23 protein-coding genes and 1 tRNA gene are annotated in these 23,143 nt (G+C 40.3%); 16 read left to right on the top strand and 8 right to left on the bottom strand.

From position 1 onward, the window contains the following. The first annotated feature begins 123 nt into the window (after positions 1 to 123). The 11 genes from ACOYVE_RS04215 (at position 124) to ftsE (ending at position 10,689) form a co-directional block, all read left to right on the top strand. Complete coding sequence (locus ACOYVE_RS04215; protein WP_422880957.1) at positions 124 to 1,008, top strand: hypothetical protein; 885 nt, start codon at positions 124 to 126, stop codon at positions 1,006 to 1,008. Continuing rightward, entirely contained in the window at positions 1,008 to 2,075 is a 1,068-nt protein-coding gene (locus ACOYVE_RS04210) for a mannose-1-phosphate guanylyltransferase (RefSeq protein ID WP_422880955.1), read from the top strand. Before ACOYVE_RS04215 ends, ACOYVE_RS04210 begins: the two co-directional genes overlap by 1 nt. After that, on the top strand, positions 2,072 to 2,695 hold the full coding sequence (gene rpiB / locus ACOYVE_RS04205) for a ribose 5-phosphate isomerase B (RefSeq protein ID WP_422880953.1): 624 nt from the start codon (positions 2,072 to 2,074) through the stop codon (positions 2,693 to 2,695). The genes ACOYVE_RS04210 and rpiB overlap by 4 nt, the downstream gene beginning before the upstream one ends. A 64-nt stretch (positions 2,696 to 2,759) precedes the next feature. Further along, positions 2,760 to 3,515, top strand: a complete 756-nt coding sequence (locus tag ACOYVE_RS04200) for a dihydroorotate dehydrogenase electron transfer subunit (RefSeq protein WP_422880951.1) — start codon at positions 2,760 to 2,762, stop codon at positions 3,513 to 3,515. Between the two features lies 1 nt (position 3,516). Continuing rightward, positions 3,517 to 4,428, top strand: a complete 912-nt coding sequence (locus ACOYVE_RS04195; protein WP_422880950.1) for a dihydroorotate dehydrogenase — start codon at positions 3,517 to 3,519, stop codon at positions 4,426 to 4,428. Then, positions 4,418 to 5,689, top strand: a complete 1,272-nt coding sequence (locus tag ACOYVE_RS04190) for a bifunctional folylpolyglutamate synthase/dihydrofolate synthase (protein ID WP_422880949.1) — start codon at positions 4,418 to 4,420, stop codon at positions 5,687 to 5,689. Before ACOYVE_RS04195 ends, ACOYVE_RS04190 begins: the two co-directional genes overlap by 11 nt. A gap of 148 nt (positions 5,690 to 5,837) precedes the next feature. Then, a complete protein-coding gene (gene rho, locus ACOYVE_RS04185) occupies positions 5,838 to 7,085 on the top strand; it encodes a transcription termination factor Rho (RefSeq protein WP_014854693.1) in 1,248 nt (415 codons plus the stop codon). 4 nt (positions 7,086 to 7,089) lie between these two features. Further along, positions 7,090 to 8,319 (top strand): GWxTD domain-containing protein, encoded by a 1,230-nt coding sequence (locus ACOYVE_RS04180; RefSeq protein WP_422880946.1) that lies wholly within the window; start codon positions 7,090 to 7,092, stop codon positions 8,317 to 8,319. Further along, entirely contained in the window at positions 8,320 to 9,297 is a 978-nt protein-coding gene (pdxA, locus tag ACOYVE_RS04175; protein WP_422880944.1) for a 4-hydroxythreonine-4-phosphate dehydrogenase PdxA, read from the top strand. It abuts the gene before it with no gap. Then, complete coding sequence (locus ACOYVE_RS04170; protein ID WP_422880942.1) at positions 9,287 to 10,021, top strand: methyltransferase domain-containing protein; 735 nt, start codon at positions 9,287 to 9,289, stop codon at positions 10,019 to 10,021. Before pdxA ends, ACOYVE_RS04170 begins: the two co-directional genes overlap by 11 nt. Beyond that, the gene (ftsE, locus tag ACOYVE_RS04165; protein WP_014854689.1) at positions 10,015 to 10,689 is read left to right on the top strand and encodes a cell division ATP-binding protein FtsE; all 675 of its coding nucleotides are present in this window, start codon (positions 10,015 to 10,017) and stop codon (positions 10,687 to 10,689) included. Before ACOYVE_RS04170 ends, ftsE begins: the two co-directional genes overlap by 7 nt. 53 nt (positions 10,690 to 10,742) lie before the next feature. Here ftsE and ACOYVE_RS04160 read toward each other — a convergent pair whose 3' ends face one another. Together ACOYVE_RS04160 and tadA are read right to left on the bottom strand one after the other, a co-directional pair. After that, complete coding sequence (locus tag ACOYVE_RS04160) at positions 10,743 to 11,390, bottom strand: adenylate kinase (RefSeq protein WP_422880940.1); 648 nt, start codon at positions 11,388 to 11,390, stop codon at positions 10,743 to 10,745. Between the two features lie 80 nt (positions 11,391 to 11,470). Beyond that, positions 11,471 to 11,941, bottom strand: coding sequence for a tRNA adenosine(34) deaminase TadA (tadA, locus tag ACOYVE_RS04155; RefSeq protein ID WP_422880939.1), 471 nt, complete (start codon positions 11,939 to 11,941; stop codon positions 11,471 to 11,473). Between the two features lie 136 nt (positions 11,942 to 12,077). Between tadA and ACOYVE_RS04150 the strand changes: the two genes are divergently transcribed. The 3 genes from ACOYVE_RS04150 (at position 12,078) to ACOYVE_RS04140 (ending at position 16,118) form a co-directional block, all read left to right on the top strand. After that, positions 12,078 to 14,066 (top strand): TonB-dependent receptor plug domain-containing protein, encoded by a 1,989-nt coding sequence (locus ACOYVE_RS04150; protein ID WP_422880937.1) that lies wholly within the window; start codon positions 12,078 to 12,080, stop codon positions 14,064 to 14,066. 66 nt (positions 14,067 to 14,132) lie between these two features. Then, positions 14,133 to 14,633: a YfiR family protein gene (locus tag ACOYVE_RS04145; protein WP_014854685.1), complete on the top strand. Its 501-nt coding sequence runs from the start codon at positions 14,133 to 14,135 to the stop codon at positions 14,631 to 14,633. A 3-nt stretch (positions 14,634 to 14,636) separates the two neighbouring features. Further along, positions 14,637 to 16,118 carry a HAMP domain-containing sensor histidine kinase gene (locus ACOYVE_RS04140; protein WP_014854684.1) on the top strand — a complete coding sequence of 494 codons (1,482 nt, stop codon included), beginning with the start codon at positions 14,637 to 14,639 and terminating at the stop codon, positions 16,116 to 16,118. A gap of 4 nt (positions 16,119 to 16,122) precedes the next feature. Here the strand turns inward: ACOYVE_RS04140 and pgl are convergent, their stop codons facing one another. From pgl to ACOYVE_RS04125, 3 genes are all read right to left on the bottom strand, one after another. Continuing rightward, complete coding sequence (gene pgl / locus ACOYVE_RS04135; RefSeq protein WP_422880935.1) at positions 16,123 to 16,851, bottom strand: 6-phosphogluconolactonase; 729 nt, start codon at positions 16,849 to 16,851, stop codon at positions 16,123 to 16,125. Then, the gene (zwf, locus tag ACOYVE_RS04130) at positions 16,851 to 18,368 is read right to left on the bottom strand and encodes a glucose-6-phosphate dehydrogenase (protein WP_422880934.1); all 1,518 of its coding nucleotides are present in this window, start codon (positions 18,366 to 18,368) and stop codon (positions 16,851 to 16,853) included. The genes pgl and zwf overlap by 1 nt, the downstream gene beginning before the upstream one ends. A gap of 118 nt (positions 18,369 to 18,486) precedes the next feature. Continuing rightward, positions 18,487 to 18,560: transfer RNA gene (locus tag ACOYVE_RS04125), tRNA-Arg, on the bottom strand. A gap of 540 nt (positions 18,561 to 19,100) precedes the next feature. Between ACOYVE_RS04125 and rplU the strand changes: the two genes are divergently transcribed. Then, positions 19,101 to 19,409 carry a 50S ribosomal protein L21 gene (gene rplU, locus ACOYVE_RS04120; RefSeq protein ID WP_014857514.1) on the top strand — a complete coding sequence of 103 codons (309 nt, stop codon included), beginning with the start codon at positions 19,101 to 19,103 and terminating at the stop codon, positions 19,407 to 19,409. A gap of 13 nt (positions 19,410 to 19,422) precedes the next feature. Next, positions 19,423 to 19,683, top strand: a complete 261-nt coding sequence (gene rpmA, locus ACOYVE_RS04115; RefSeq protein WP_014857513.1) for a 50S ribosomal protein L27 — start codon at positions 19,423 to 19,425, stop codon at positions 19,681 to 19,683. A gap of 30 nt (positions 19,684 to 19,713) precedes the next feature. Here rpmA and mdh read toward each other — a convergent pair whose 3' ends face one another. The 3 genes from mdh to ACOYVE_RS04100 all read right to left on the bottom strand — a co-directional run bounded on the left by mdh (position 19,714) and on the right by ACOYVE_RS04100 (position 23,143). Then, a complete protein-coding gene (gene mdh / locus ACOYVE_RS04110; protein WP_014857512.1) occupies positions 19,714 to 20,679 on the bottom strand; it encodes a malate dehydrogenase in 966 nt (321 codons plus the stop codon). A 70-nt stretch (positions 20,680 to 20,749) separates the two neighbouring features. Then, complete coding sequence (locus ACOYVE_RS04105; protein WP_014857511.1) at positions 20,750 to 21,163, bottom strand: ATP-binding protein; 414 nt, start codon at positions 21,161 to 21,163, stop codon at positions 20,750 to 20,752. A gap of 57 nt (positions 21,164 to 21,220) precedes the next feature. Then, entirely contained in the window at positions 21,221 to 23,143 is a 1,923-nt protein-coding gene (locus tag ACOYVE_RS04100) for a hypothetical protein (protein WP_422880932.1), read from the bottom strand.

The following is a 23,143-nucleotide window of genomic DNA, read 5'->3' as shown; positions in this document are numbered from 1 at the left end:
TTAAATAAAGATAACAAATTTGAGAGCCTGCCGCTAATTTCGCATAATTATTTATGTGACTGAATTATTAAAATTGATTACATTTGTCGTATATTATTGCAGGAAATTGTGTTATAGGGAAGGATGAAATTCGATTTTACAAGAAATTATATTATTCAGTGCGTCATGACGGCAGCCAATCAACTAAGGCTAAGCTCCGAAAAAATTGAGTCGCTTGCAATTCTTAGGGAGCATTTGACAAAAGCCGAAAATATATTCGAAGAGATAGAGCGGTTTAAGAAAATAACGCAATTGTCCAAGCTGGGTATAAAACTTACCGAAATCTATAATTATACGGAAAACGGAAAGATCGATTTTCTTAAATTATCCGAAAGATTTAAAAACCACAGCGGCAACCTGATCGGCGACGTCAGTAATCTCCTCGATATTGTAACGCCTCAACAGATGAAAGAAATTCTTCAAAAAGAAAAAATCGCCGACAATGAAAACGTGGAAATCGATCTTACTAAAAGAAAACCTGTCCGTGAATCCGAGTTGTCTAAAATTAAAAACGAAATTGAAACTCCGAAGCGAACCACTACGGATGATCTTAAAAAGGAAATAATATTCGACGGTCTGGAAACCGAAGAGGAATTCAATTTCGAAAAATATGAAGCGCGTATTTTAAGACCCATTAAAGAAATAGACGCCTTTCTGAATAGGGTGGCTCGCTATGACTATACGGAAAACGAAATAAATAATTATATCCGTACGATGAAAGAAAACGGGAACTTGTCGCAGAAAATCGGTTTTGAAATAATCTCCAATATGCACGCTATTTTCGTGCAGGGATTGGAAGCGATTCACAATAAAAAAGTAGCTCCGAGCAGTACGGCGATCGAAGCCTTGAGAGCGTGTCTAATTGTTATAGTTGCCGTTGTAAGAGGCAAGGAGGTCGACATAACAAATTATCTAAATCGAGCGGAAAATTTTGGTAAATTGATTTCTCAAACAAAAAGGGTGATCTGATGAATTTATACGCTGTAATAATGGCTGGTGGTGTCGGTTCACGTTTCTGGCCCCGAAGTAAAGAAAGAAAGCCGAAACAGTTACTCAGAATTTTCGGTGAAAACACTATGATCCAGGATACTGTGAACCGGCTCGACGGTTTGGTGAAAAACGAAAATATTTATGTAATTACTAACAAGATTCAGAAAATGAGGGTTGTGGAACAACTGCCGCAAATTCCACAGGAAAATATTATCGACGAACCCTTCGGTAAGAATACGGCAGCTTGTATAGGACTCGCCTCTATCCTGATTAAACAGAGGGATCCTGAAGCCGTAACGTTGATTCTGCCTTCCGACCATTTAATTAAAGACGACGATGCCTTCAGAAAATGTCTTTCTACAGGAGCCGACTTTGCTTATAAGAACAAAGGACTTGTAACCATCGGCATTAAACCGACGCGCCCGGAAACCGGTTACGGATATATCCAGTTCGACGAGAAAGAAGTAAGCCCGGACATTTATAAAGTATTGACGTTTGCGGAAAAACCGAATCTCTCCACCGCAAAGAGATTTATCGAAAGCGGCGACTTCCTCTGGAATGCGGGCATATTTGTATGGCGCGTCGATACTATTCTTGAAGAAATAAAGACTTACTTACCCGACCTGTATGAGGGTCTGCTCGAAATCGAAAAAGCAGTCGGCTCGGATGATTTTGCTAAACAGTTGACGTACGTTTATGGACAACTGAAAAGCATTTCTATCGATTACGGCGTAATGGAAAAATCCAAAAATGTTTACCTTACAAAAGCGGAATTTTATTGGAACGACGTCGGCAGCTGGGAAGCTGTGTATGAAATCTCTGAAAAGGACGAAGACGGCAATGTGTTGATAGGGGATATTTTTTCGGAGTATTCGTACAATTCTTATGTCTTTTCTCCTAAAAAATTCACAGCCCTTATCGGCGCGGAAAATCTGATTGTTATCAATACAAAAGACGCATTGTTGGTTTGCAGCAGAGACAAAGCGCAAAACGTAAGGGATGTCGTCGATTACCTTAAAATGAATAAAAGGTCCGAACTTTTATGAAACGACTCATTACGGAGAAAGATATTCTGGATTTAATAAAATCCGGCAAAAACAGTCTGAATGTCGGCGGGAGTTATATTATCACTCCCGCTGCCAGGGATTTGATTCTGCAGAAAAAAATCGAAATCTTATCCGACAACAGTCAATCTTTATCGCAAAAAAAATCTTTCGAAAAAATTGCCGTCGGATCCGATCACACCGGCGTGAAGGTCAAAAAGATAATTGTGGAATTTCTTAAAGATAAATATTCGATTGAGGATGTAGGGACTTTCAGCGAAGAATCGGTCGATTATCCCGATATAGCTCTGAAAGTTGCAAATAAAGTTAAATCGGGGGAAGCCGATTGCGGTATTTTAATCGACGCCACCGGAATTCCTTCTGCAATTGCCGCCAATAAGTTTCCTGGTATAAGGGCTGCCACCTGTTATAACGAGTTCTCTGCGCGCAGCTCGCGAGAGCATAATAATGCAAATATAATTGCGTTGGGAGCCAGAGCGCTCGGCGAGGAAACCATTAAGTCGATTGTGGGCGTGTGGCTCGAATCGGAATTCCTGGGAGAACGACACCAAAGGCGGTTGGATAAAATTACAGCTATCGAAAATTCGTTTCTGAAAAAATAATCTTATTCCTTTTTGTTTTTCGGACGAACATATTTAAATTTGTCGACTAAAAAAAGAGCCTCATTTGTATACCGAATTATCAACCGTCGAATCGCGTGAAAAACTCAATGGCAACGCTTATTTGTTAAAAGTAAAAGCTCCGCAGATTGCGAAATCAATCAAGCCGGGGCAGTTTTGCAATATCAAAGTATCTGAAACAAATTATCCTTTGCTGCGACGTCCTTTCAGCGTTTGCTATGCCGAAGAGGACTTCGTTTACTTTATGTTCGATATCCATGGCGAAGGCACTAAGATGCTTGCCGGTAAAAAGCCCGGCGATCGGCTGAATATTCTCGGCCCTCTGGGAAACGGATTCGATACAGAAGGCGATTACGATACGGCGGTATTAATCGGCGGAGGTATCGGCGTTGCGCCTTTTCCATTATTGACAAGGAAACTTGAAGGCAAAGAGATCATTACTTTTGTGGGAGCGAGAAGCGCAGACCATGTTATTAAATGGGGAATGAAAAATATTGTGACGGCTACCGACGACGGCTCCGAAGGCTTCAACGGGAATGTAATTGCATGTTTTCAATCGGAGGTTCACAAATTAGAAAAAAAGAAAATCAGAATTTTCGGGTGCGGTCCGAATCCGATGCTGAAAGCGTTGCAAAAAGAGTCAATAAATAAATACGATTGCCAGCTATCGATGGAATCCGCAATGGCTTGCGGTTTCGGCATTTGTCAGGGATGCCCTATTAAAAAATCTCAAGGCGAAGGGTATTATCTCGTTTGTAAAGACGGACCGGTATTCGATTCCGACAAAATAATTATTGAATAATATGATCGATTTATCAGTACAAATAGGCAAACTCAAATTAAAAAATCCGGTGCTGCTTGCTTCGGGAACCGTAGGATACGGAAATGAAATTGCCGAGCTGACCGATTTGAGTAAATTGGGAGGAATAGTAACGAAGTCTTTGTCTCTTAAACCGAGAATCGGGAATCCTCCGCAAAGAGTATGCGAGACGTCTTCGGGAATGCTGAATGCCATCGGATTGGCAAACGTAGGGGTTGAAGTATTCATAAAAGAGAAAATTCCTTTTCTTAAAAAATTAAATACAACGATTATTTGTAATATAGCCGCCAGTTCCGTAGAAGAATATGTTGAGTGCACGCGAATTCTAACGCAGGAAGAAGCAATCGCAGCCTTTGAAATTAACGTTTCGTGTCCAAACGTAAAAGACGGCGGACTTGAATTCGGGAATAATTTGCAAGCCGTTGCCCAAATTACGAACAGAGTTAAAGCCGTCACTGATAAACCGGTTATTATTAAACTGTCGCCTAACGTGTCGAGAATTTCGGAATTTGCTAAAGCGGTGAAAGACAACGGAGGGGACGCCGTTTCGGCAATAAATACTTTGGTCGGGACGGCATTCGACATCTGGACGAAAAAGCCAAAAATTAAAAACGTCACGGGCGGACTGTCGGGACCCGCCATTAAGCCGGTAGCCCTTGCCAAAGTGCTCGAAATAAGTCGTAACGTGGAAATCCCGGTAATCGGAATCGGTGGAATAATGGATTGGAAAGACGCCGCCGAATTTATGATTGTGGGCGCTTCCGCCGTCCAAATCGGCACCGTTAATTTTATCAATCCCAAAGCAGGCGAAGAAATTATCGACGGATTAATTGAATATTGTAAGAAAATGTCGATCGGCAGAATAGCCGATCTAACCGCTTCGTATGAAATCTGATAACGATATCAATTCAATTCTGACCAAACTCTATTCGATGCGCCAGTTCCATATTAAACTGGGATTGGAACGTATCGAAAAATTTCTCCGGGCGCTCGATAATCCTCACAAGAAACTCAAAGTATTTCATATTGCCGGCAGTAACGGGAAAGGAAGCACGGCTTCTTTCATTGCCAGTATTCTAATGGCTGCTGGCTTTAAAACCGGTTTGTATACTTCTCCTCACTTTGTCCGCTTTAACGAACGAATCCAGATAAACGGTAATTTGATTGAAGATGAATTTATAGCAAGCTTCTATAACAAGTATGAAAAATATATTATAGAAAACGAGATAACATTTTTCGAAGTTACGACTGCAATGGCGTTTGATTATTTCGCACGAAAGGATATCGACTATGCGGTAATTGAAACGGGATTGGGCGGACGGCTCGACGCCACGAATTTAGTCGATCCTTTGGCGTCGGTAATAACCTCAATCAGCCTGGAACATACTCACATACTCGGAGATACGGTCGAGAAAATTGCCCGCGAGAAAGGCGGCATAATTAAAGAGGGAAGACCTGTTTTTGCGGGGAATGTCGATGGAGCCGCCGCCGACGTAATAAACGGGATTGCCCAAGAAAAAAAATCTTCAATATTTTTTCTAAATAATTTTGCAGAAAAAGAAAAAGATTTTGTAAATTTGTCATTGAAAAACCAACAATTTCATATTTACAAAACACCGTTAATCGGCTACCATCAACTAATTAATTGCGCTCTTGCATTAAAAACCTTGAACGAAACTCTCAACATTAATGACGGTCTGGTAATCGATTCCGGTATCGAAAAAGTTATTGAAAACACAAATATTCAGGGACGCTACGAAATAATAAGCGAATCTCCAAAGGTTATCTTCGATGCCGCTCATAACCCCGAGGGGGTTGATACTTTTTTACGGGAATTTAAGAATGAAGCCGGCAACTATGAAAAAAGAAGCGTAATCTTTGCCGCTATGAAAGACAAAGAAATACCGGACATGATTAAAAAGCTGGGAAAAACTTTCGATACTTTATATGTAACTAGCGTCGGTTTTGAAAGATCCGCGACTATCGAAGAATTGAAAAACGCAGCCGAAAGAGTGGGAATAAACGCAATCCCTCTTTACGAACCCGTTGAATTGATCAAAGATTTTATAATGCATAAGAAAAACGAATGTCTGGCGGTTCTCGGAAGCATCTATTTGCTTGGCAAAGTAAAATCGAAAATTAATCAATTTACTTGACTATGAATGAATGCCGAGTTAATTTTCCAATGAACCTCAGATGACTTCTGCGTTATTTACAACTAAACCGAAAAATAATTGATTCTAAAAAACCCCGTAAAAAATACCATTATAATTAATCACAATTTGCAGGAAAATAAAAATGCCAATGGACATATCAGAACTTCAATCCAAAAAAATCGTTGACCTCTATAAAATAGCGAAGGAATACGGACTTACCGGTTACAGCGATTTAAGAAAACAGGAATTAATTTTCAAAATTCTCGAAGCCCAATCTCAAAAAGACGGATTAACTTTTTCCAAGGGCGTTCTCGAAGTACTGCCCGACGGTTACGGATTCTTGCGTTCGGCGGATTATAACTACTTGCCTTCTCCGGACGATATTTATGTATCGCCTTCTCAAATTAAGAGATTCAGTTTGAGAACGGGAGATTTTGTAAGCGGTCAGGTGAGACCTCCCAAAGAAGGCGAACGATTCTTTGCTCTTTTAAGAGTCGAAGCCGTCAACGGTAAAAATCCCGAAGCTATCAGAGAACGTACGCTATTTGATAATCTTACTCCTATTTATCCCACCAAGAGATTAAAACTCGAATCGGCTCCGGGCGAATATTCGATGAGAATTGTCGACCTGATAGCTCCCATTGGAAAGGGACAGAGAGGACTGATTGTATCTCCGCCGAAAGCCGGTAAAACAATACTGCTCCAAAAAATTGCAAACTCGATTACGAGAAATCATCCCGAAGTAAAAATAATTATGCTTTTGATTGACGAACGCCCGGAAGAAGTTACCGACATGCAACGTTCCGTGCAGGCGGAAGTTATCAGTTCGACTTTCGACGAACCCGCGGAACGTCACGTTCAGGTGGCCAACATGGTAATTGAAAAAGCCAAAAGAATGGTCGAAGCCGGAGACGACGTTGTTATATTGCTCGACAGTATTACTCGTCTGGCTCGCGCACACAACACCGTTATTCCTCACAGCGGAAGGATTTTGTCGGGCGGCGTCGACGCAAATGCTCTTCATAAACCGAAAAGATTTTTCGGATCTGCTCGAAATACCGAAGACGGAGGCAGCCTTACTATTATCGCAACGGCGCTGATCGACACGGGCAGCAGAATGGACGAAGTTATTTTCGAAGAATTCAAAGGCACCGGTAATATGGAATTGGTTCTCGACCGCACATTAGCCGACAAGAGAATATTCCCCGCTATTGATATTAATAAATCCGGCACGCGTAAAGAAGAATTGCTTATGACCGAAGAGGAACTCAACAAGGTTTGGATACTTCGAAAACTTCTTTCGGATTTCGATCCCACGGAGGCAATGGAATTCCTGATGGATAAAATGAAAGGAACCCGAAATAATAAAGAATTCTTAGCCAGTATGAACAGTTAACCGGATGACCAGGTTAGCTCTTTCTCTGCTTCTGTTTATTAATTTATTCTTTATTACGGACCGGGCAACCGCCCAAAGCCGACCCGGCGTATTGATAGAAAAAAATCTATTGCCGGGCGCTGATTCGGATTATCTTTATCTCTCGGTAAGAATACCGTACGATCGTCTGATATTTTTGAAAAAGCAAAATAAGTATGCGTCGGGTTACACAGTAACGTTTGAGCTGTTTCAAAAAGACCGCGTTATTGAAAGAAAGACAATCAGCGAAGAAGTAACCGCCGGATCGTACGAACAAACAGAGAGCAAATCAAGTTATTCTCAATCTTTTACGTATTTCAAGATTGACAAAGGAGAATATTATTTAATACCTTCAATTTCATTTCTGAATAACAATAATTCGATTCTACTCGATACCATATTTGTACGTAACGCTTCGCCGGTAATCATTGAGTTAAACGGTAACCAATGCCTTGAAGAAAAAAATACGTATCCGCTCGCCAATTATGGGAATAAGATTCCGTTTTCTTCGAAGGATTATGGTTTGATAATGCCGTTGAGTAATGATTTTACGGCAGAAAATTTAAGAATCAAGATAGAACAAAATTTTAACGTTATATCCGATACTGTGATTGGAAATATTGAAAACGGTACGCTTTCAATTAAGGAATGCGGCGGCAATCTCTATCTGTTAAGCGACGGAGACAAGGGACGGTATGCGACGGTCAACAGTTTCAGCAGCCGACTCTACGAAGGCAAAGCAAAATTAAGCGTGTATAAAAATGACTCGTTGCTCTACAGGACTTTCATTGAAATATCATGGATTGATAAGCCTTACGTATTGCGCGACATAAAATACGCTATTGATATCCTCGAAGCCGTAATGGGAAAGGATGCTTCGGCGGAAATAAAAAAGAATAGTTCCGGAACATTGTTCAACAGTCTTGTCGATTATTGGAATAAACGGTTCCCGTCGGGTAAATCAGTTTACAACGGTTTGATGCATGAATTTTACAGACGGGCAGATTATGCCGAAGAAAACTTTTCCACTATGACGAATAAAAAAGGAGCTCTTTCAGACCGAGGCATAATTTATATTAAATACGGGAAACCGGATAAAATCGAAAGAGATTATTCCGACAGCGCTGTAAAAGAATTCTGGTATTATGAAAATATCGGAAAGCGGTTTATATTTATCGACGAAAAGGGACTGGGCAATTACAGATTAGAGAAATAGATGTCAAAATTTGCAATCACCTGCGGAGATATAAACGGCATCGGTCCGGAAATAATTCTGAAAGCAATAGCCGGACTGGCGTCGAAAAAGCGTAAATTCTTCATTTACATTCCTGCAAATGTTTTTGAACGATACAGAAAAAAGTTTAACGTCAGCGTCTCGTATGAAATAATCAAAGACGAAGAGCAGGCGAGCGATAAATATAATATCCATATTTGCGACCTGGGAAAAGCCGGACTAACCGTGGGCAAACCTTCCGAAGAATCCGGGGAAATATCATATCGGGCTATTCTCGGAGCCGTTCGGGCAGTAAAGAATAATTTGTGCGACGCAATAGTAACAGCGCCAATTTCAAAAGAAGCTTTTGCGCTTGCGGGAATCGATTACCCGGGGCACACGGAACTTCTGGCGTATTTAACGCGCGCCAAAAATTATTCGATGGTCTTCTTGTCGAGAGAAATGATCTGTTCTTTATTGACCATTCACGCGCCTCTTAGGGATGTGCCCGGAATGATTAATAAAAGAGTTTTAAAAAATAATATTGATATACTTTACCGTCTGCTATCGGTAGAGTTGGGAATAAATAATCCAAGGATTGCCGTACTGGGTCTCAACCCCCACGCGGGCGAAAACGGTCTTATCGGTAAAGAAGAAAAATTGGTAATTAAACCTGTAGTCGATTCATACGGCTTTGTTCAAGGGCCATTCCCGGCTGACGCATTTTTCGGTTCGGCGCTCTATAAAAAATACGACGGTATTATCGGCATGTATCACGATCAGGTATTGATTCCCTTTAAGATGCTCTATTTCGAGAGGGGAGTGAATTACACGGCCAATTTACCGATCGTCAGAACTTCTCCGGATCATGGCGTCGCATTCGATATCGCCGGCAAGGGAGCGGCGAATGCGGGAAGTATGATTGAGGCAATTTTATGGGCTGAAAAAATCGTACGGAACAGAAAAAAGAATGAACGATAAAACCGCTCCGCAATATTCCGCATTGGCTAAAATTTACGGGCATCTGATGCGCTCAATCGATTATAAAGACTGGGCGGAATATTTATTGGAAATTGCGGCAGGACTCGGCGCCGAAAAATACAGAGCGCTAGAACTGGCCGCGGGCTCCGGGGAATTGTCTCGTCTTTTATCGAATAAATTTGCCGATTACGTCGCAACCGACTATTCAATCAATATGCTGAAGTTGATTAACGCGCCCGTCAAAATTGTCTGCTGCGATATGACGTCGCTTCCTTTTAAGAATAAATATAATTTTATTTTTTCAACTTTCGACAGCATTAATTATCTTTTGAATAAAGATAAACTAAAAAAATTATTCGCCGAAGTAGAGAGATGTTTAGATACTCCCGGCATCTTTACATTTGACGTTAGTCTCGAACCCAACAGCGTAAAACATGCAAAATACCTTAACAGGAAAGGGAAAGTCGGTAAAATCAGGTATATTCAGAAAAGCTATTATGACAGAGAAGAGAAAATTCACTACAACAATTTTGAAATTATTATGGAAGACGGAACGAAATATTACGAAGAACACCGGCAGAGAATTCATGCCATAGAAGAATATCTGGAAGCCATAGATGAAAGCGGACTGTATGTTGAAAACTGTTTCGACGCTTTTACATTTGACGATGTGCGGAATGATTCCGAAAGAGCGCAATTTATTTTAAAGAAAAAGCCATGTTAATATTTAATCATGTCGATTTTTCATATCCCAATCAGCCTGTGTTTCAGGATTTGAATCTTCAGGTGGAGCAGGGCGAATTCGTTTTTCTAATAGGCAAAAGCGGCATCGGAAAATCGACTCTTTTGAAATTGATTTATATGGATTGTTTCCCAAATTCAGGTTACGTACAGGTGGGCGAGTTTTCTTCCGATTCGATTAAAAAGAAAAATATCCCTTTTCTCAGAAGAAAAATCGGCGTAATCTTTCAGGACTTTCAATTATTGAACGACCGCAATGTGTACGACAATCTTGCATTCGTTCTCGAAGTAACCGGAACGCCTAGGAAAGAAATTAAAAGGCGTATAATTCATGCCCTTTCGGAAGTCGGTTTAACTCACAAACAGACGAATATGCCGGAGGAATTATCCGGCGGAGAAAAACAAAGAGTAGCAATTGCAAGAGCCATTATAAACGACCCGTTTTTGATTTTGGCGGACGAGCCGACGGGTAATTTAGATCCGGAAACAGCCGATGAAATTCTATCTATTTTGAAAAAAATTAATTCGCGCGGCACCTCGGTAATATTTGCCACACATAATTACGAATTGATACGGGCATATAACGCAAAGATATTAAAGCTGGATAACGGCAAGGCGGTTAAGGTGGTTTTGAAGAAAAAAGAAAATTAAAAGCGGTCTTATCCTCGGAAAATTTATCGTTTGCGGATAAGACCGCATTAAAATCAATTACTATTTAATTTATCGAGAATTGCCCGGCTTACTTCTTCGATCGATTTTGTGCCGTCCACTTCGATAATTTCGGCTTTGTCTTTGTAATATTCGAATACCGGTTCGGTTGTTTCGTGGTATACTTTCAGTCTGTTTTTGATTACATCTTCCTCGTCGTCTTTTCTTTTAACAAAACTGTTTTCGGCTCCGCACGAAGGGCATTTGGCATTGTCTTTCAGTGCGTCTTTATTGATAATATATCCGCATTTGCTGCATACAAGCCTGTTCGAAAGACGACTGACAATAACATCGTCGTCCGCTTCGAGTTTTATGAGATACAATTTTTCGTTATTTAATTCGGAAAGAATTCTGGTTAGTATTTCAGCTTGGGGAAGAGTTCTCGGAAATCCGTCCAGAATAAATCCGTTTTTGCATCTTTCCTGCTGTAGTGTTTCCTTGACAATGCCGCCGACAATTTCGTCCGGAACCAGTCCGCCGCTCTGGACAATTTCCTTTGCCTTAAGACCGAGTTCGGTTTCGTTTTTGATTGCTTCTCGTAAAATGTCGCCCGTAGAAATATGAGCCAGATTTAATTTGGAAGCCAGAATTTTAGCTTGGGTTCCTTTGCCCACTCCGGGGGCTCCGAAAATTATTATCTGCATAGCTAATTCGTTATTTTGTGATTAAAAAGAAATTTTACGGCGAAAATTAGTTATAAATGTCCTAATTAACAAATTGACTTTTAGCTTTTCGGGTTTCGTTTTCTCCTGAAAAATTCTTCCAGTAAGGCTCTCGATTCGTTTTCGTAAATACCGGAATAAACTTTGGGTTGATGGTTATAGTTACCGGTCTCGATTAAATTATGGAGTGAACCGCAGGCGCCGAATTTCGGTTCGTAAGCGCCGAAATAAATTGTTTTTATTCTGGAGAGAAGGAGCGCTCCCGTGCACATAATGCACGGCTCGGCTGTAATATAAATGTCGCATTCATTCAGTCGCCAGTCGTTTAAATAATTGGCGGCGGAAGTTATTGCTATCATTTCTGCGTGGGCGGTCGGGTCTTTGAGCCGTTCGGTTTGATTGTAGCCCCTTCCGATTATTTTATTTTGATAAACGACCACCGCGCCGACCGGCACTTCGTTATCCTCGAATGCCTTCTCTGCTTCCTGCAGTGCGGAAAACATATTCTTGTAAACGAATTCAGGAAAAATCATTTTTTTCCATTTAATTTTGTTTTAACCTAAACAAAAGTAGTAAAAATACGACAATAAAATAGCGTATTTGCGATACACGGAAAACGTTTAAGAAGTTATATTAGCTTTCAATATAAAAGGCGGGGGGAAGTCCCTTATGCCAGCTCAGAGGTTGACGCTTTATACCAGTATTGCGCTTATTTTTATAAGTATTGAACTTTGCGCTCAGGTCGATACGCCCGGCGTGGCGCTAGATACCTTGTTTACCGTCGATTTACCGGAAACGGAAAACGTAGACGCCGCGTCAAAATACTCGCAGCCATCTTTTGAAGCTCCCACTTCAATTACTATAGTCGGCTCCGAAGAAATAGAAAACTACGGTTATACTACCGTCAATGAATTGTTGAAAGCTCAGCGCGGTTTCTACGAAACTTACTCCCGCCAGTATACTACAATCGGCATACGAGGTTTCAACAGGGTCAATGATTATAACAGCAGAATACTTGTACTCTTCGACGGGCACAGATTAAATATTTTCGACGGCGCCCCTTTGGGGTCGGATTTGTCGTTTGATATGAGCAATATCGAGCGCGTGGAAGTTATTCGGGGACCCGGTTCTGCATTATACGGCACAAATGCAATGCTTGGGATTATTAACATAATTCCGAAAAAAAGAGAAGATCTAAAAATTACGGGACGCTACGGCTCTTTTGATTCGAAAAAATTGTCGTTCAATGGAGGCAGAACAATTACTGATAAATTCGGATTCAGCGTCAATGCAACTCTCTACGACACGAAGGGCGAAGACCTTTATTACGAAGAATTCGATTCGGAAGAAACTAATTACGGTATCGCTCAAAACCTGGATTATGAAAGAACGTATGGGATTTATGGGCGCCTCTATTATTCCGATCTGGAATTGAAAGCTTTTGCTTCGTTTCGAAGAAAAGGGAATCCTACCGGTTCTTTTTTCTCCGATTTTAATAAAAAATCCGAAACGCTGGATAAATATCAGTTTTTCGAACTTAGCTATAAAATGAGTTTTTCCTACGATAAATTTATCAGAGCCAGATTATTCTATGACATGTATGATTTCAACGGTCTCTATTATGTGAAATTGTTCGGTTTCAACGGATTCGGTTCGGCGCAGAATTTAGCCAGGTCGGTTGGTTTCGAAGCGCAATTTATATGGGATGTCTTGCAGAACAACAGAATAATTACCGGCATTGAATACAAACATGACCTGGAAAAAAAGATTTATATGGGTATGCCGGGCGTAACCGTTTTGAATATTAACCATCCTATGGATCAATTCTCCTATTTTATTCAAAACGAATATCAATATTCTTCCAGGCTATCTTTCTATGCAGGACTCAGAATAGACACATATAATCCCACTCATGATCTTTTTAATGCCGGTAGAACTGTATTAAATCCGAGGTTCAGCATAAATTATGCATATGACGAAGATAATATTTTCAGATTGTCCTACGGCGCTGCTTTCAGGGAAAATAATATTTACGAAAGGTATATAGAAGTGCCTTTCCTTTATAAAAAGAATACGGATTTGAAGGCGGAAAGAATTTATACAACCGAAGTATCATGGGAACAAAGATTATCAAGAAAATTAAAATCTCTCGCAACGCTTTATCATTACAACATGACAAACCTTGTTGATGTGGAATATCATGCAGAGGGCGGGTATTATCAGTACAGGAATATTGGGGAAGCCGAAACGTTCGGAGTGGAATTGGAAACTTCTGCAAATCTGTCTGAGGGCTGGAGCGGTTTTATCCGATATTCTTATCAGTATACAACGGATCAAGATGAAAGACGGTTGAGCAACTCTCCCGAACATTTGCTTAAAGCGGGAGTTACAAAAAATATTAACAGATACTTCAATATTGCCCTGGAGTACCAGTTTGAATCAGCGAGGATTACTAACTACGGCAACAAAACAAATTCAGTCCATTATGCGCAGGCGAATCTCTATTCCGGGGTTACGGAAAATCTTCGAATCTCACTGCTTGTAAGAAATCTTTTTAATTCGTCTATTAGATACCCTTCCGGATTGCAGTTCAGGCAGGATACAATTTTGCAGCCGGGAAGAAATTACCTGTTTACAATCGAGTATATAATTAAGTAAATGACGAAATTTATTCTATATATCGTATTGTTTTGGGCGACAACAAATGCGGTGATGTGCCAAAGTATGACCGTTCCGGCTGATATCCAGGCGTCTGTGATACCCAAAATTTTGTTGATGAATAAAAATTTGCGAAACGATTATAACCGTAATGTGAAACTTGTTATATTATATAGCGGCAAACAGAGAAATTCGGAATGGGTTATGAATGAAATGACTCGTTCTTTGGAATCCGATTCGTATCAATATTCCGATATAATAAGTGAAATAATTCCGGTTGATTTATCCTACGAAAGCAATCTGGAAGATATTTTGAAAGACCCCGATATAGCCGCAGTTTATTTTACACCTATGAGAGGAATCGATATCGGCAAGATTGCCTCATTGTGTAAGGAATATAAAAAGATGACTATCGGCGGAATCCCAAGTTATAACGATTATGGCGTAACGGTTACATTCGACAGCAGGAATAACAAATTGCTAATAAACATCAATACGGAAGCTGCAAAGGAAGAAGGCGTACAATTCAGCGCGCACTTACTTAAAATAGCTAATATTGTAAGGTAATCTATGGCGCTCTTTTTCAATACATTCCGGAAAAAAATTATTCTCACATTCTCGTTAATCCTGGCCGCCATTTCTGTGTTTATCTATTTTTATTTTCCTTCCGTTATAATTGAAGAGCAAACCAAGTCGCTAAAAAACAAAGCTAATGAATTAGCGGAAATTACGGTTTACGGTATTAGCGCCGCGGTAGGATTCAGGGATCACGACGCTCTCGTAGAAGGAATCGAACCGATTGTACAGGATAATAATATTCTCTATGTTGTAATTCATCTGGGAAAGAGCGATTCCGTTTATTATGCGTATAATTACCGGATAGCCAGCGAAAATGATTATTTAAGAGTCGAAGGAATCGGATATAGAGATAACCTATTCAAAATCAAAAAAGAAATATTATTCGAGGGTTACAAAGAAGGCGACCTCTATTTAGGTTATTCTTTCGATGAAATTAATAATACTATCTCTCGTGTACGCAGGAATATAGCAATGATCAGCCTGCTCGTTTTCGGGATCGGTATTTTTGCGGCTTGGCTTATGGGCGGAATACTGGTTAGACCGATGGTGCATCTCTCGGAAGTCGCTCAACATATAGCGGCTGGTAAACATACCGAAAGGGCGGAGATCGACACAAAGGATGAAATTGGCAAGCTTGCCGCTTCTTTTAACGAAATGACAGATAAGTTAATTACTACTAATAAAAAGCTGGAAAAAATTAACGAAGATCTTGAAAAAATCGTAGCGGAACGTACCAAAGAGCTTGTTGAAGCAAAAGAAGCAGCCGAAGAATCCGATAGAATGAAATCGATTTTTCTGGCTCAAATGTCGCACGAAATTCGTACGCCCATTACAACCATTCTCAGTTATTTGTCACTTATTAAGGAAGAATTTGTTTCGAAAGATTGCGGGAATGAAGATGTAGCCGGCTTCTTCAATTCGATTGACAAAGGCGTAGTGCGTCTGTTGAATACAATCGATTCGATACTCCACATGTCCCAGCTGCAGGCAGGGAACTATAAACCAAAATATATGCGGATAGCCCTTTATCGAGACGTCCTGATAAATTTAATTAATGAATTCAAAATAAAAGCCGAACAAAAGGGTTTATCGTTGGAACTCGACGTTTCCGATTCGGAAATATATGTTGTCGCAGATAAATATTCTTTAACGCAAGTCTTTGCGAATCTGATCGACAATTCGATTAAGTATACAAATAAAGGATACGTAAAAGTTTATTTATTAAAAAAATCAGCAGATAAAATCACAATGGTCGTCGAAGATTCGGGTATAGGAATTTCGGAAGAATTCCTGAAGATTATTTTTAGTCCGTTCACGCAGGAAGAGATGGGATACACCCGCAGCTACGACGGAACAGGGCTCGGTATGGCTCTGGTAAAGAACTATTGTGAAATCAACAATATTGACATCAGTATTAAGAGTAAAAAAGGAGAAGGCACAATCGTATTTCTCGATATAAAGATCGAAGAATAAGCTCTTATAATACGCTCGCGGCTTCTGCGTCAAGAATCCATCTTAATTTACCGTTGACGGGATTTACAAAATAAGCGGGGTATTTATCGGCTCCCGGCACGCGATACAGAATTTCGCTTACAACCTTTGCCTTTTTAACGCCTGTTACAAGAAATGCCACCTTTGCCGCATTATTGATTATTTTGCCTGTTATAGTAATTCTTTTTTGCCCTGTATCCGGATGAATTGCAGTGGCGCAATATTCGTCTGAGGCGAATAAATCCAACCGACCGGGAAAAATCGAGGCGGTATGCCCGTCCTCGCCCAAGCCTAACATTATTAAATCGAAAGAGGGGAGTCCGTTTCTGGAACGTAAATTTTGTCCCAGGGCTATCGAGTAATTAAACGCTTCCTCATCGGGATTGTTCTCGCCTTTTATTCTGAAAATATTTTCCGGGGGTATGTCGATGAATTTTATCAAATTATCGTATGTCATTTTGAAATTGCTTTCGTTGCTGTCCGGCGGCACACATCTCTCGTCGCCCCAAAATAGTTTAATCCTGTTCCACGGCAGAGCTGTAGCGTAGTTTTCCGCTATGTGTCTGAATAATTTTTTCGGGGTATTGCCTCCTGCGAGAGCTATGGTAAAATATCTTTCGGGCGTAAAATTCTCGAGTTGACTATTAATATAATCAACGGACTCCTTGGCAACTTCCGCTATATCATTAATGATTGTCAGATTTTCTTTAGCCATTACAATTCACAATAAAGATTACTGTTTGTCAAGTTACGGCAGGGGAAATGCCAGGTTTGATTTTCGTCATCGAACAGATTGTCGGCTTCTTTAGGACCCCATGTGCCCGCTGGATAACCGTAGAGAGGAACATTCGGATTATTCGACCATTCTTCCAAAATCGGAGTAAGAAACTTCCACGCTTCAATAACTTCCCCGGTGCGGGCGAAAAGAGTATTGTCGCCTCTGATGGTATCGTGCAGCAAACGTTCGTAAGCGCCCGGTATTCGCTGATGAGCGAGTTCCGAATATCTGAAATCGAGATCGATATTTTGGACTTCAAAACCTGCCCCCGGGGTTTTAATGCCTATTTCGAGAAGCATGCCTTCGTCCGGTTGTATTCTCAGAATTAATTTGTTGCAGGCTTCCTGAATATTCTTGCGCGTAAATAAAAAATGTGGAGTCGGTTTGAAATGGATAACAACTTCAGTAACACGAGTAGGCAGTCTTTTGCCTGTTCTTATATAAAAGGGGACTCCGCCCCACCGCCAGTTATCGATATAAAATTTGATAGCCGCAAACGTCTCGGTTTTCGAATCAGGTTTTATATTCTTTTCTTCCCGATAACCTTTGACCGTTTCGTTGTTTATTACCGAAGAAATATACTGTCCTCTTACTGCATATTTGGCTACTTCTTCTCTTCTGAGGGGGCGCAGCGACTGAAATACTTTCAAAATTTCGTTCCGGATTGAAAGCGGCTCCAGCGAGGAGGGCGGTTCCATCGAAATTAAACCGACAACCTGGAGTAAATGATTCTGGATCATGTCTCTCAGAGCTCCGATAGAGTCGTAATACCCGCCTCTGTTTTCGATGCCTATATTTTCGGCGGCAGTGACTTCGATGTGGTGTATATAATTCCTGTTCCAGAGAGGTTCGAAAATACCGTTCGAAAAACGGGTAACCAGTACGTTCTGCACTGTTTCTTTACCGAGGTAGTGGTCAATGCGGTAAATTTGTTCTTCTTTCCAGTCTTTTAGCAACAGGTCTTTCAACTCAATCGCGGATTGAAGGTCAAAGCCGAACGGTTTTTCGATTATTAATCTTTTCCAGCCGTCATCGGTTTCATTGAGTCCTACCGCAGCTAAATGGACAGGAATTACTTTATACAATGAAGGCGGGGTAGAGAGATAGAAAATAGTATTTCCGGGGATATCGAATTTTGATCTGAGTTTTTCCAGGTATTCCTTTAATTGTATGTAATCATTAGGATTATCATACTGCAATCCGATACAATACAAATGTTTGAGAAATTCTTCCGCCGACGATTTATCGTGAATTTCATTGGAATTGAGTATCGACTCCTTCATTATGTTTCGGAAATCTTCGTTTGATAACGGACTTCGCGCAGCTCCGAGAATTATAAATTTATCCGGCAGAAGATTCTGGACGTAAAGCGAGTAGAGGGCAGGAATTAGTTTCCGTCTTGTAAGGTCGCCCGAAGCGCCGAATATTGTATATATATGCTTATCGTTATTCATAGTCATTCAACAAAATAACAATATGATGCAGTTCATTTGAAAAAGTAACAAAATGATAAAGGTTTAATATCCCTCCCGATAATAAAAAAGCAGACCATTCAAAAGGTCTGCTTTTTTGTACACCCGGGAGGACTCGAACCTCCAACCTTCTGATCCGTAGTCAGATGCTCTATCCAATTAAGCTACGGGTGCGTTCAATTAATAAAAAAATACGAGCACAAAACTTTTAAGAACTTTCACCATCCGTCGGATGCTCTATCCTCCGTTAGCCAACGGATAAGCTACGGGTGCGTTCAATTAATAAAAAAATACGAGCACAAAACTTTTAAGAATTTTCACCATCCGTCGGATACTCTATCCTCCGTTAGCCAACGGATAAGCTACGGGTGCGTTCAATTAATAAAAAAATACGAGCACAAAACTTTTAAGAATTTTCACCATCCGTCGGATACTCTATCCTCCGTTAGCAACAGAATCAAAATCCGAATAGATAGAAATTAAAATAAAATAAATACTAACAATTTATTACGCTACTTTTGAAGAAAAACACGTTAACACAAAATGTTTCAAAAGAGCGCAACAAATATAATACGATAAAAGTAAATATTCAATTTATGGGCGGGCATCATTGATATTTAAGTCCGAACAAAATTTCCTTCCTCGATTGGTTGACAACTATAAAATGTTTTAACTATATTAGTAGTTCAAAAAAAATGATAATTTGGAGGAATAATGTTTGCTGTTGTAGATATCGCTGGGCAACAGTTTGTCGTAACGGAGAACAAAAAAATATATGTCCCAAAATTAAGCAATGAACCCGATTCGGAAGTGGTATTCGATACGGTTCTTTTGTATAACGACGATAAAAATACCAAAGTCGGCGCTCCGAAAGTGGAAGGCGTAAAAGTCCATGCCAAAGTGCTGGAACACGTGAAAGACGATAAAGTGCTTGTCTTCAAAAAGAAGAGAAGAAAATCGTACAAAAAGAAAAACGGGCATCGCCAACAGTTAACTAGAATCGAAATTACAAAGATAGCATAAGGAGGAGGAATAAATGGCTCATAAAAAAGGACAGGGTTCGTCTAGAAACGGTCGCGACAGTAATCCTCAATATTTGGGCGTGAAAGCTTTCGGCGGAGAAAGAGTAACAGCCGGTTCAATTTTAGTTCGCCAGAAGGGTACCAATTTCCATCCCGGCAAGAATGTAAAATTGGCAGGCGACCATTCTCTCTTTGCTACGATCGACGGTTATGTAAAGTTTGAGCGCAAGAAAAACAACAGAAAATACGTAAGCGTTTACGAATCTCTTTCATAAAAAAAACCCTCCTTAAAGGAGGGTTTTTTGTTAAAAGCCCAATCTTGACATATCTTCTATTAACTTCTTGACAGCCTCGACGGAATTATTAAACATTGACTGCTCTTCATCGTTCAGAGTAAGTTCTATGACTTTTTCCACCCCTTTTTCGCCTAATATAGCGGGCACTCCCACATAGAAACCTTTAACGCCGAACTCGCCGTTGAGATAAGCGCATGTAGGCAAAAGTCTTTTTTCGTCGTTCAAAATTGCTTTAGCCATTGCTATTGCGGAGGCTGCCGGCGAATAGAATGCCGAACCGGTTTTAAGCAATTTTACAACTTCGCCGCCTGCCATACGCGTTCTTTGAACGATGGCTTCCATAACTTCCTTGGCTTTGCCCGAATCGTTGTATTTGCGCTCTAACATTTCCATAACGGGAATTCCGTTAACATTGGCGTAACGTACCAGAGGAACCATTGTATCCCCGTGGCCGCCCAGCACCATTGCGTTTACGTCTTTAACGGATACTCCCAACTCCCATGCAATAAACGAGGCAAACCTGGAAGAATCGAGCACTCCCGCTTGTCCCATCACTCTTTGAGTCGGAAAACCGCTTACTTTTTGAAACAGTGTTACCATTGCGTCGAGCGGATTCGAAATAACGATGACAATCGAATCGGGCGCATAGGTTTTTACGTTTTCTGCGACAGTTTTCATTATTTTGGCATTGGTTGTCAAAAGGTCGTCGCGGCTCATTCCGGGTTTTCTCGGCAATCCTGCGGTAATAATTACGAGGTCGGCTCCTGCAATATCTTTGTAGTCATTCGTGCCTTTGATCGAAACGTCGAATTGGTCGACTCGCGACGCTTCGGCTACGTCCAATGTTTTCCCTTGAGGAAGGTCTTCAACGATATCGTATAAGACTACGTCGCCTAATTCTTTTAAAGCTATTAACTGGGTGAGAACGCCGCCAATTTGTCCTCCTCCTATAAGCGCAATTTTTTTTCTGGGCATGGCTGCTCCTTTTATTAATTGGATTTACGGACACAATATAGGAAGTTTGCCGGACAAGTAAAATATTGATTTATTTTAAATTCAGAACAAGAATCGTTTCTGTGCCATCGCCGGTAAAATTATATTTCAAATCGTCGACGAAAGACTTTATGATGTGGATTCCGCGACCGCTTTCTTTGAGAAGATTTTCAGGTTTAGTCGGGTCGGGAATAGAACCCAGATCGAATCCTTTGCCCTGGTCTTTAATTATAATTACCATTTTTGAATCGTCTACTTTTACGGTGATTCTTATTCTTTTGTCGGGGTCGTTTTTATTGCCGTGAATAATGCTGTTGGAAACAGCTTCTGAAAAAGATAACGACAGATTGTTAAACTTTTCGGGCGACAAACCCGCATCTTTTGCCACTCCAATAATAAATTCGTCCAGCGCCGGCAGCAGACTTCTGTCGCTCGGAATTTCTTTATAACATATTTTTTCTGTCAAAATAGACACTCCATAAATAACTCTATAAAAATAAAACACATTCTTTATTGGTGCAAATTATAATCGATAATTTAAATACATGTTGAAATTTATCAGTTCTCTGCCGTTATTTGATGAAGTTATGAATTCATAGGTTCCGTCGAATGTAAAATCTATTTTGCTGCCGATAATATAACGCGCCGATGCAATGGGACCGATGCTTTTGTATATGGACGCCAGGTTTTTCTCCAGACCCGTTGTGTAATTATACGTCTCCAGTATAAAATATCGTATGCCAAGTCCTAAATGGAAACCTTCTATTTTGAAAATCAATTTGGGCTCGGCGTAAAATTCAGATAAAAATCTTACGGGACTTGCAGAAAAACTATCCCAGTTGAAATCGCCCTGTTCAGAAAATTTAATATAGCTTGTAACAAAAAAATCGAGATTCTTCCAGACGTTTGTTAAGGTGGAATCTTTCAACATCAGGTGCCGATACGAGAAACTTTTGTAGTTCGGATTTAGTTTTTCGTAATCGAAGACGGTATAATTGGCGGAAACTTCAGCCGTGTTAACGGAGCGGAATTTACCCGATTCGATTATACCTCCCGCGCCGAATTTGAGTATCCTCTGTACATTATTGTTCGAACTACGCCGGGAAAAAATATAGACCGTTTTATTGAAAGTGCCTTCCAGATTGATAAACGCCGCAAAAATCCGGCTCAGTCTTTTCAGATAGGTTAATGAGGCTGTGCTTAGGAGTTCGTCCCGATCGTCATAATTATCCGGGCTCGGAGTGTCGTATTGAAGTTTTCTGTGGTATAAATTAAATGTCAGCAAATCGTTGTCGGAAATTTTATATAAAGAGGAAAAAGAAATATGCGCAATTTTCGAAAAATTATTTTTTAACGACTCGGTCTTTTCCCTTTGATTGAAAATTATCTGACTCAGCCCTTCAATTTCCCGCGGTTTGTGGTTTTCGTCGCGTTCGGAGTATGTGAATCTCAATGTTGATTTCAGATTGTCGGTCGTATAGTCGATATTAGTTCCCAGTTCCAGGTTCATTTCCTGTATTTCGGCGTCGAATGAGCTGCTTGATGTGTTTGCTATACTTACGTACCTGGTAGATCTTTCCACCTGTTTCCACGAAAGTTTGCCGGTCAATTCAAATTTCAACGGCGAATTTAACTGAGCGAAAGTAAGTTTGTCGAGTATATGATAGTCGGATTCCTTGCGAGTCTGGATGTTATTGTTAACGCCGAATTCGTATGAAGTAATACTGTCGGCTTTGAAATAAAAATCCCGCCTCTGTTCAGAGTAGTTAAACGATATTTGATTTTTCAAATTTTCCAGCTCGTTATTCAAGTCGAATTTAACGTATCTGATCGAATTCTTCCTCGGCGAAATATCTTCATTCTGATATTTCATAAAGGAAGAAAGTATAAATTCATTTATGTTTGTCGGCGCCAGCTTAATCTCGCCTCCGTAAATTATTCCTTCGTCCGTCTCCTCTATTTGACTGTTGGACGATTTGCCGCCAAAAGCTGTAATTTCCAGTCCCTCCCAGGGTTGACTACCTGCATAAAAAGACGCCTGCGTAACATTTGTTTTGTTAATGGAAAACAGGCGGCTGTCTTTGTATGAATTATTATAAAATAGCAGTCCTGTCTTGATATAATTATTGAATTTGTATTGCGCCAAAAATCTTAAATATTGCTCGTCTTTAATATTCTTCTCGGTCGAATTGATTACGGTTGAACTGAAATTTTCGTCGAGCCCGATAAACAAACCGGAAAATCTGTAATTGTAATTTAGTTTTGTGTTGAATATGTATGTGTTGAGTTGTTTATCGACGGTGTTTCTGAGAAGCTTGCCGGAAAATGAATCGACTGAATATATTGAACTGTCCCTTAGTACTTGGGCTACGGACGAAATATTCGACGATAGCAAAAAAATCAGTAAATATGCGAGTCCGGATAATATTTTATTTTTAATTGACAA

The organism is Melioribacter sp. (assembly GCF_049325435.1).
GTDB classification, from domain to species: Bacteria; Bacteroidota; Ignavibacteria; order Ignavibacteriales; family Melioribacteraceae; genus Melioribacter; species Melioribacter roseus.
The sequence above is the reverse complement of the archived record's forward strand: the minus strand, read 5'-3'. Positions and strand labels throughout refer to the sequence as shown.

Bases quoted from the DNA above. Each gene is read 5' to 3' on its own strand.
- ACOYVE_RS04215 (WP_422880957.1), top strand. From the start codon at position 124: ATGAAATTCGATTTTACAAGAAATTATATTATTCAGTGCGTCATGACG.
- ACOYVE_RS04210 (WP_422880955.1), top strand. From the start codon at position 1,008: ATGAATTTATACGCTGTAATAATGGCTGGTGGTGTCGGTTCACGTTTC.
- rpiB (WP_422880953.1), top strand. From the start codon at position 2,072: ATGAAACGACTCATTACGGAGAAAGATATTCTGGATTTAATAAAATCC.
- ACOYVE_RS04195 (WP_422880950.1), top strand. From the start codon at position 3,517: ATGATCGATTTATCAGTACAAATAGGCAAACTCAAATTAAAAAATCCG.
- ACOYVE_RS04190 (WP_422880949.1), top strand. From the start codon at position 4,418: ATGAAATCTGATAACGATATCAATTCAATTCTGACCAAACTCTATTCG.
- rho (WP_014854693.1), top strand. From the start codon at position 5,838: ATGGACATATCAGAACTTCAATCCAAAAAAATCGTTGACCTCTATAAA.
- ACOYVE_RS04180 (WP_422880946.1), top strand. From the start codon at position 7,090: ATGACCAGGTTAGCTCTTTCTCTGCTTCTGTTTATTAATTTATTCTTT.
- pdxA (WP_422880944.1), top strand. From the start codon at position 8,320: ATGTCAAAATTTGCAATCACCTGCGGAGATATAAACGGCATCGGTCCG.
- ACOYVE_RS04170 (WP_422880942.1), top strand. From the start codon at position 9,287: ATGAACGATAAAACCGCTCCGCAATATTCCGCATTGGCTAAAATTTAC.
- ftsE (WP_014854689.1), top strand. From the start codon at position 10,015: ATGTTAATATTTAATCATGTCGATTTTTCATATCCCAATCAGCCTGTG.
- ACOYVE_RS04160 (WP_422880940.1), bottom strand. From the start codon at position 11,390: ATGCAGATAATAATTTTCGGAGCCCCCGGAGTGGGCAAAGGAACCCAA.
- tadA (WP_422880939.1), bottom strand. From the start codon at position 11,941: ATGATTTTTCCTGAATTCGTTTACAAGAATATGTTTTCCGCACTGCAG.
- ACOYVE_RS04150 (WP_422880937.1), top strand. From the start codon at position 12,078: ATGCCAGCTCAGAGGTTGACGCTTTATACCAGTATTGCGCTTATTTTT.
- ACOYVE_RS04145 (WP_014854685.1), top strand. From the start codon at position 14,133: ATGACCGTTCCGGCTGATATCCAGGCGTCTGTGATACCCAAAATTTTG.
- ACOYVE_RS04140 (WP_014854684.1), top strand. From the start codon at position 14,637: ATGGCGCTCTTTTTCAATACATTCCGGAAAAAAATTATTCTCACATTC.
- pgl (WP_422880935.1), bottom strand. From the start codon at position 16,851: ATGGCTAAAGAAAATCTGACAATCATTAATGATATAGCGGAAGTTGCC.
- zwf (WP_422880934.1), bottom strand. From the start codon at position 18,368: ATGAATAACGATAAGCATATATATACAATATTCGGCGCTTCGGGCGAC.
- rplU (WP_014857514.1), top strand. From the start codon at position 19,101: ATGTTTGCTGTTGTAGATATCGCTGGGCAACAGTTTGTCGTAACGGAG.
- rpmA (WP_014857513.1), top strand. From the start codon at position 19,423: ATGGCTCATAAAAAAGGACAGGGTTCGTCTAGAAACGGTCGCGACAGT.
- mdh (WP_014857512.1), bottom strand. From the start codon at position 20,679: ATGCCCAGAAAAAAAATTGCGCTTATAGGAGGAGGACAAATTGGCGGC.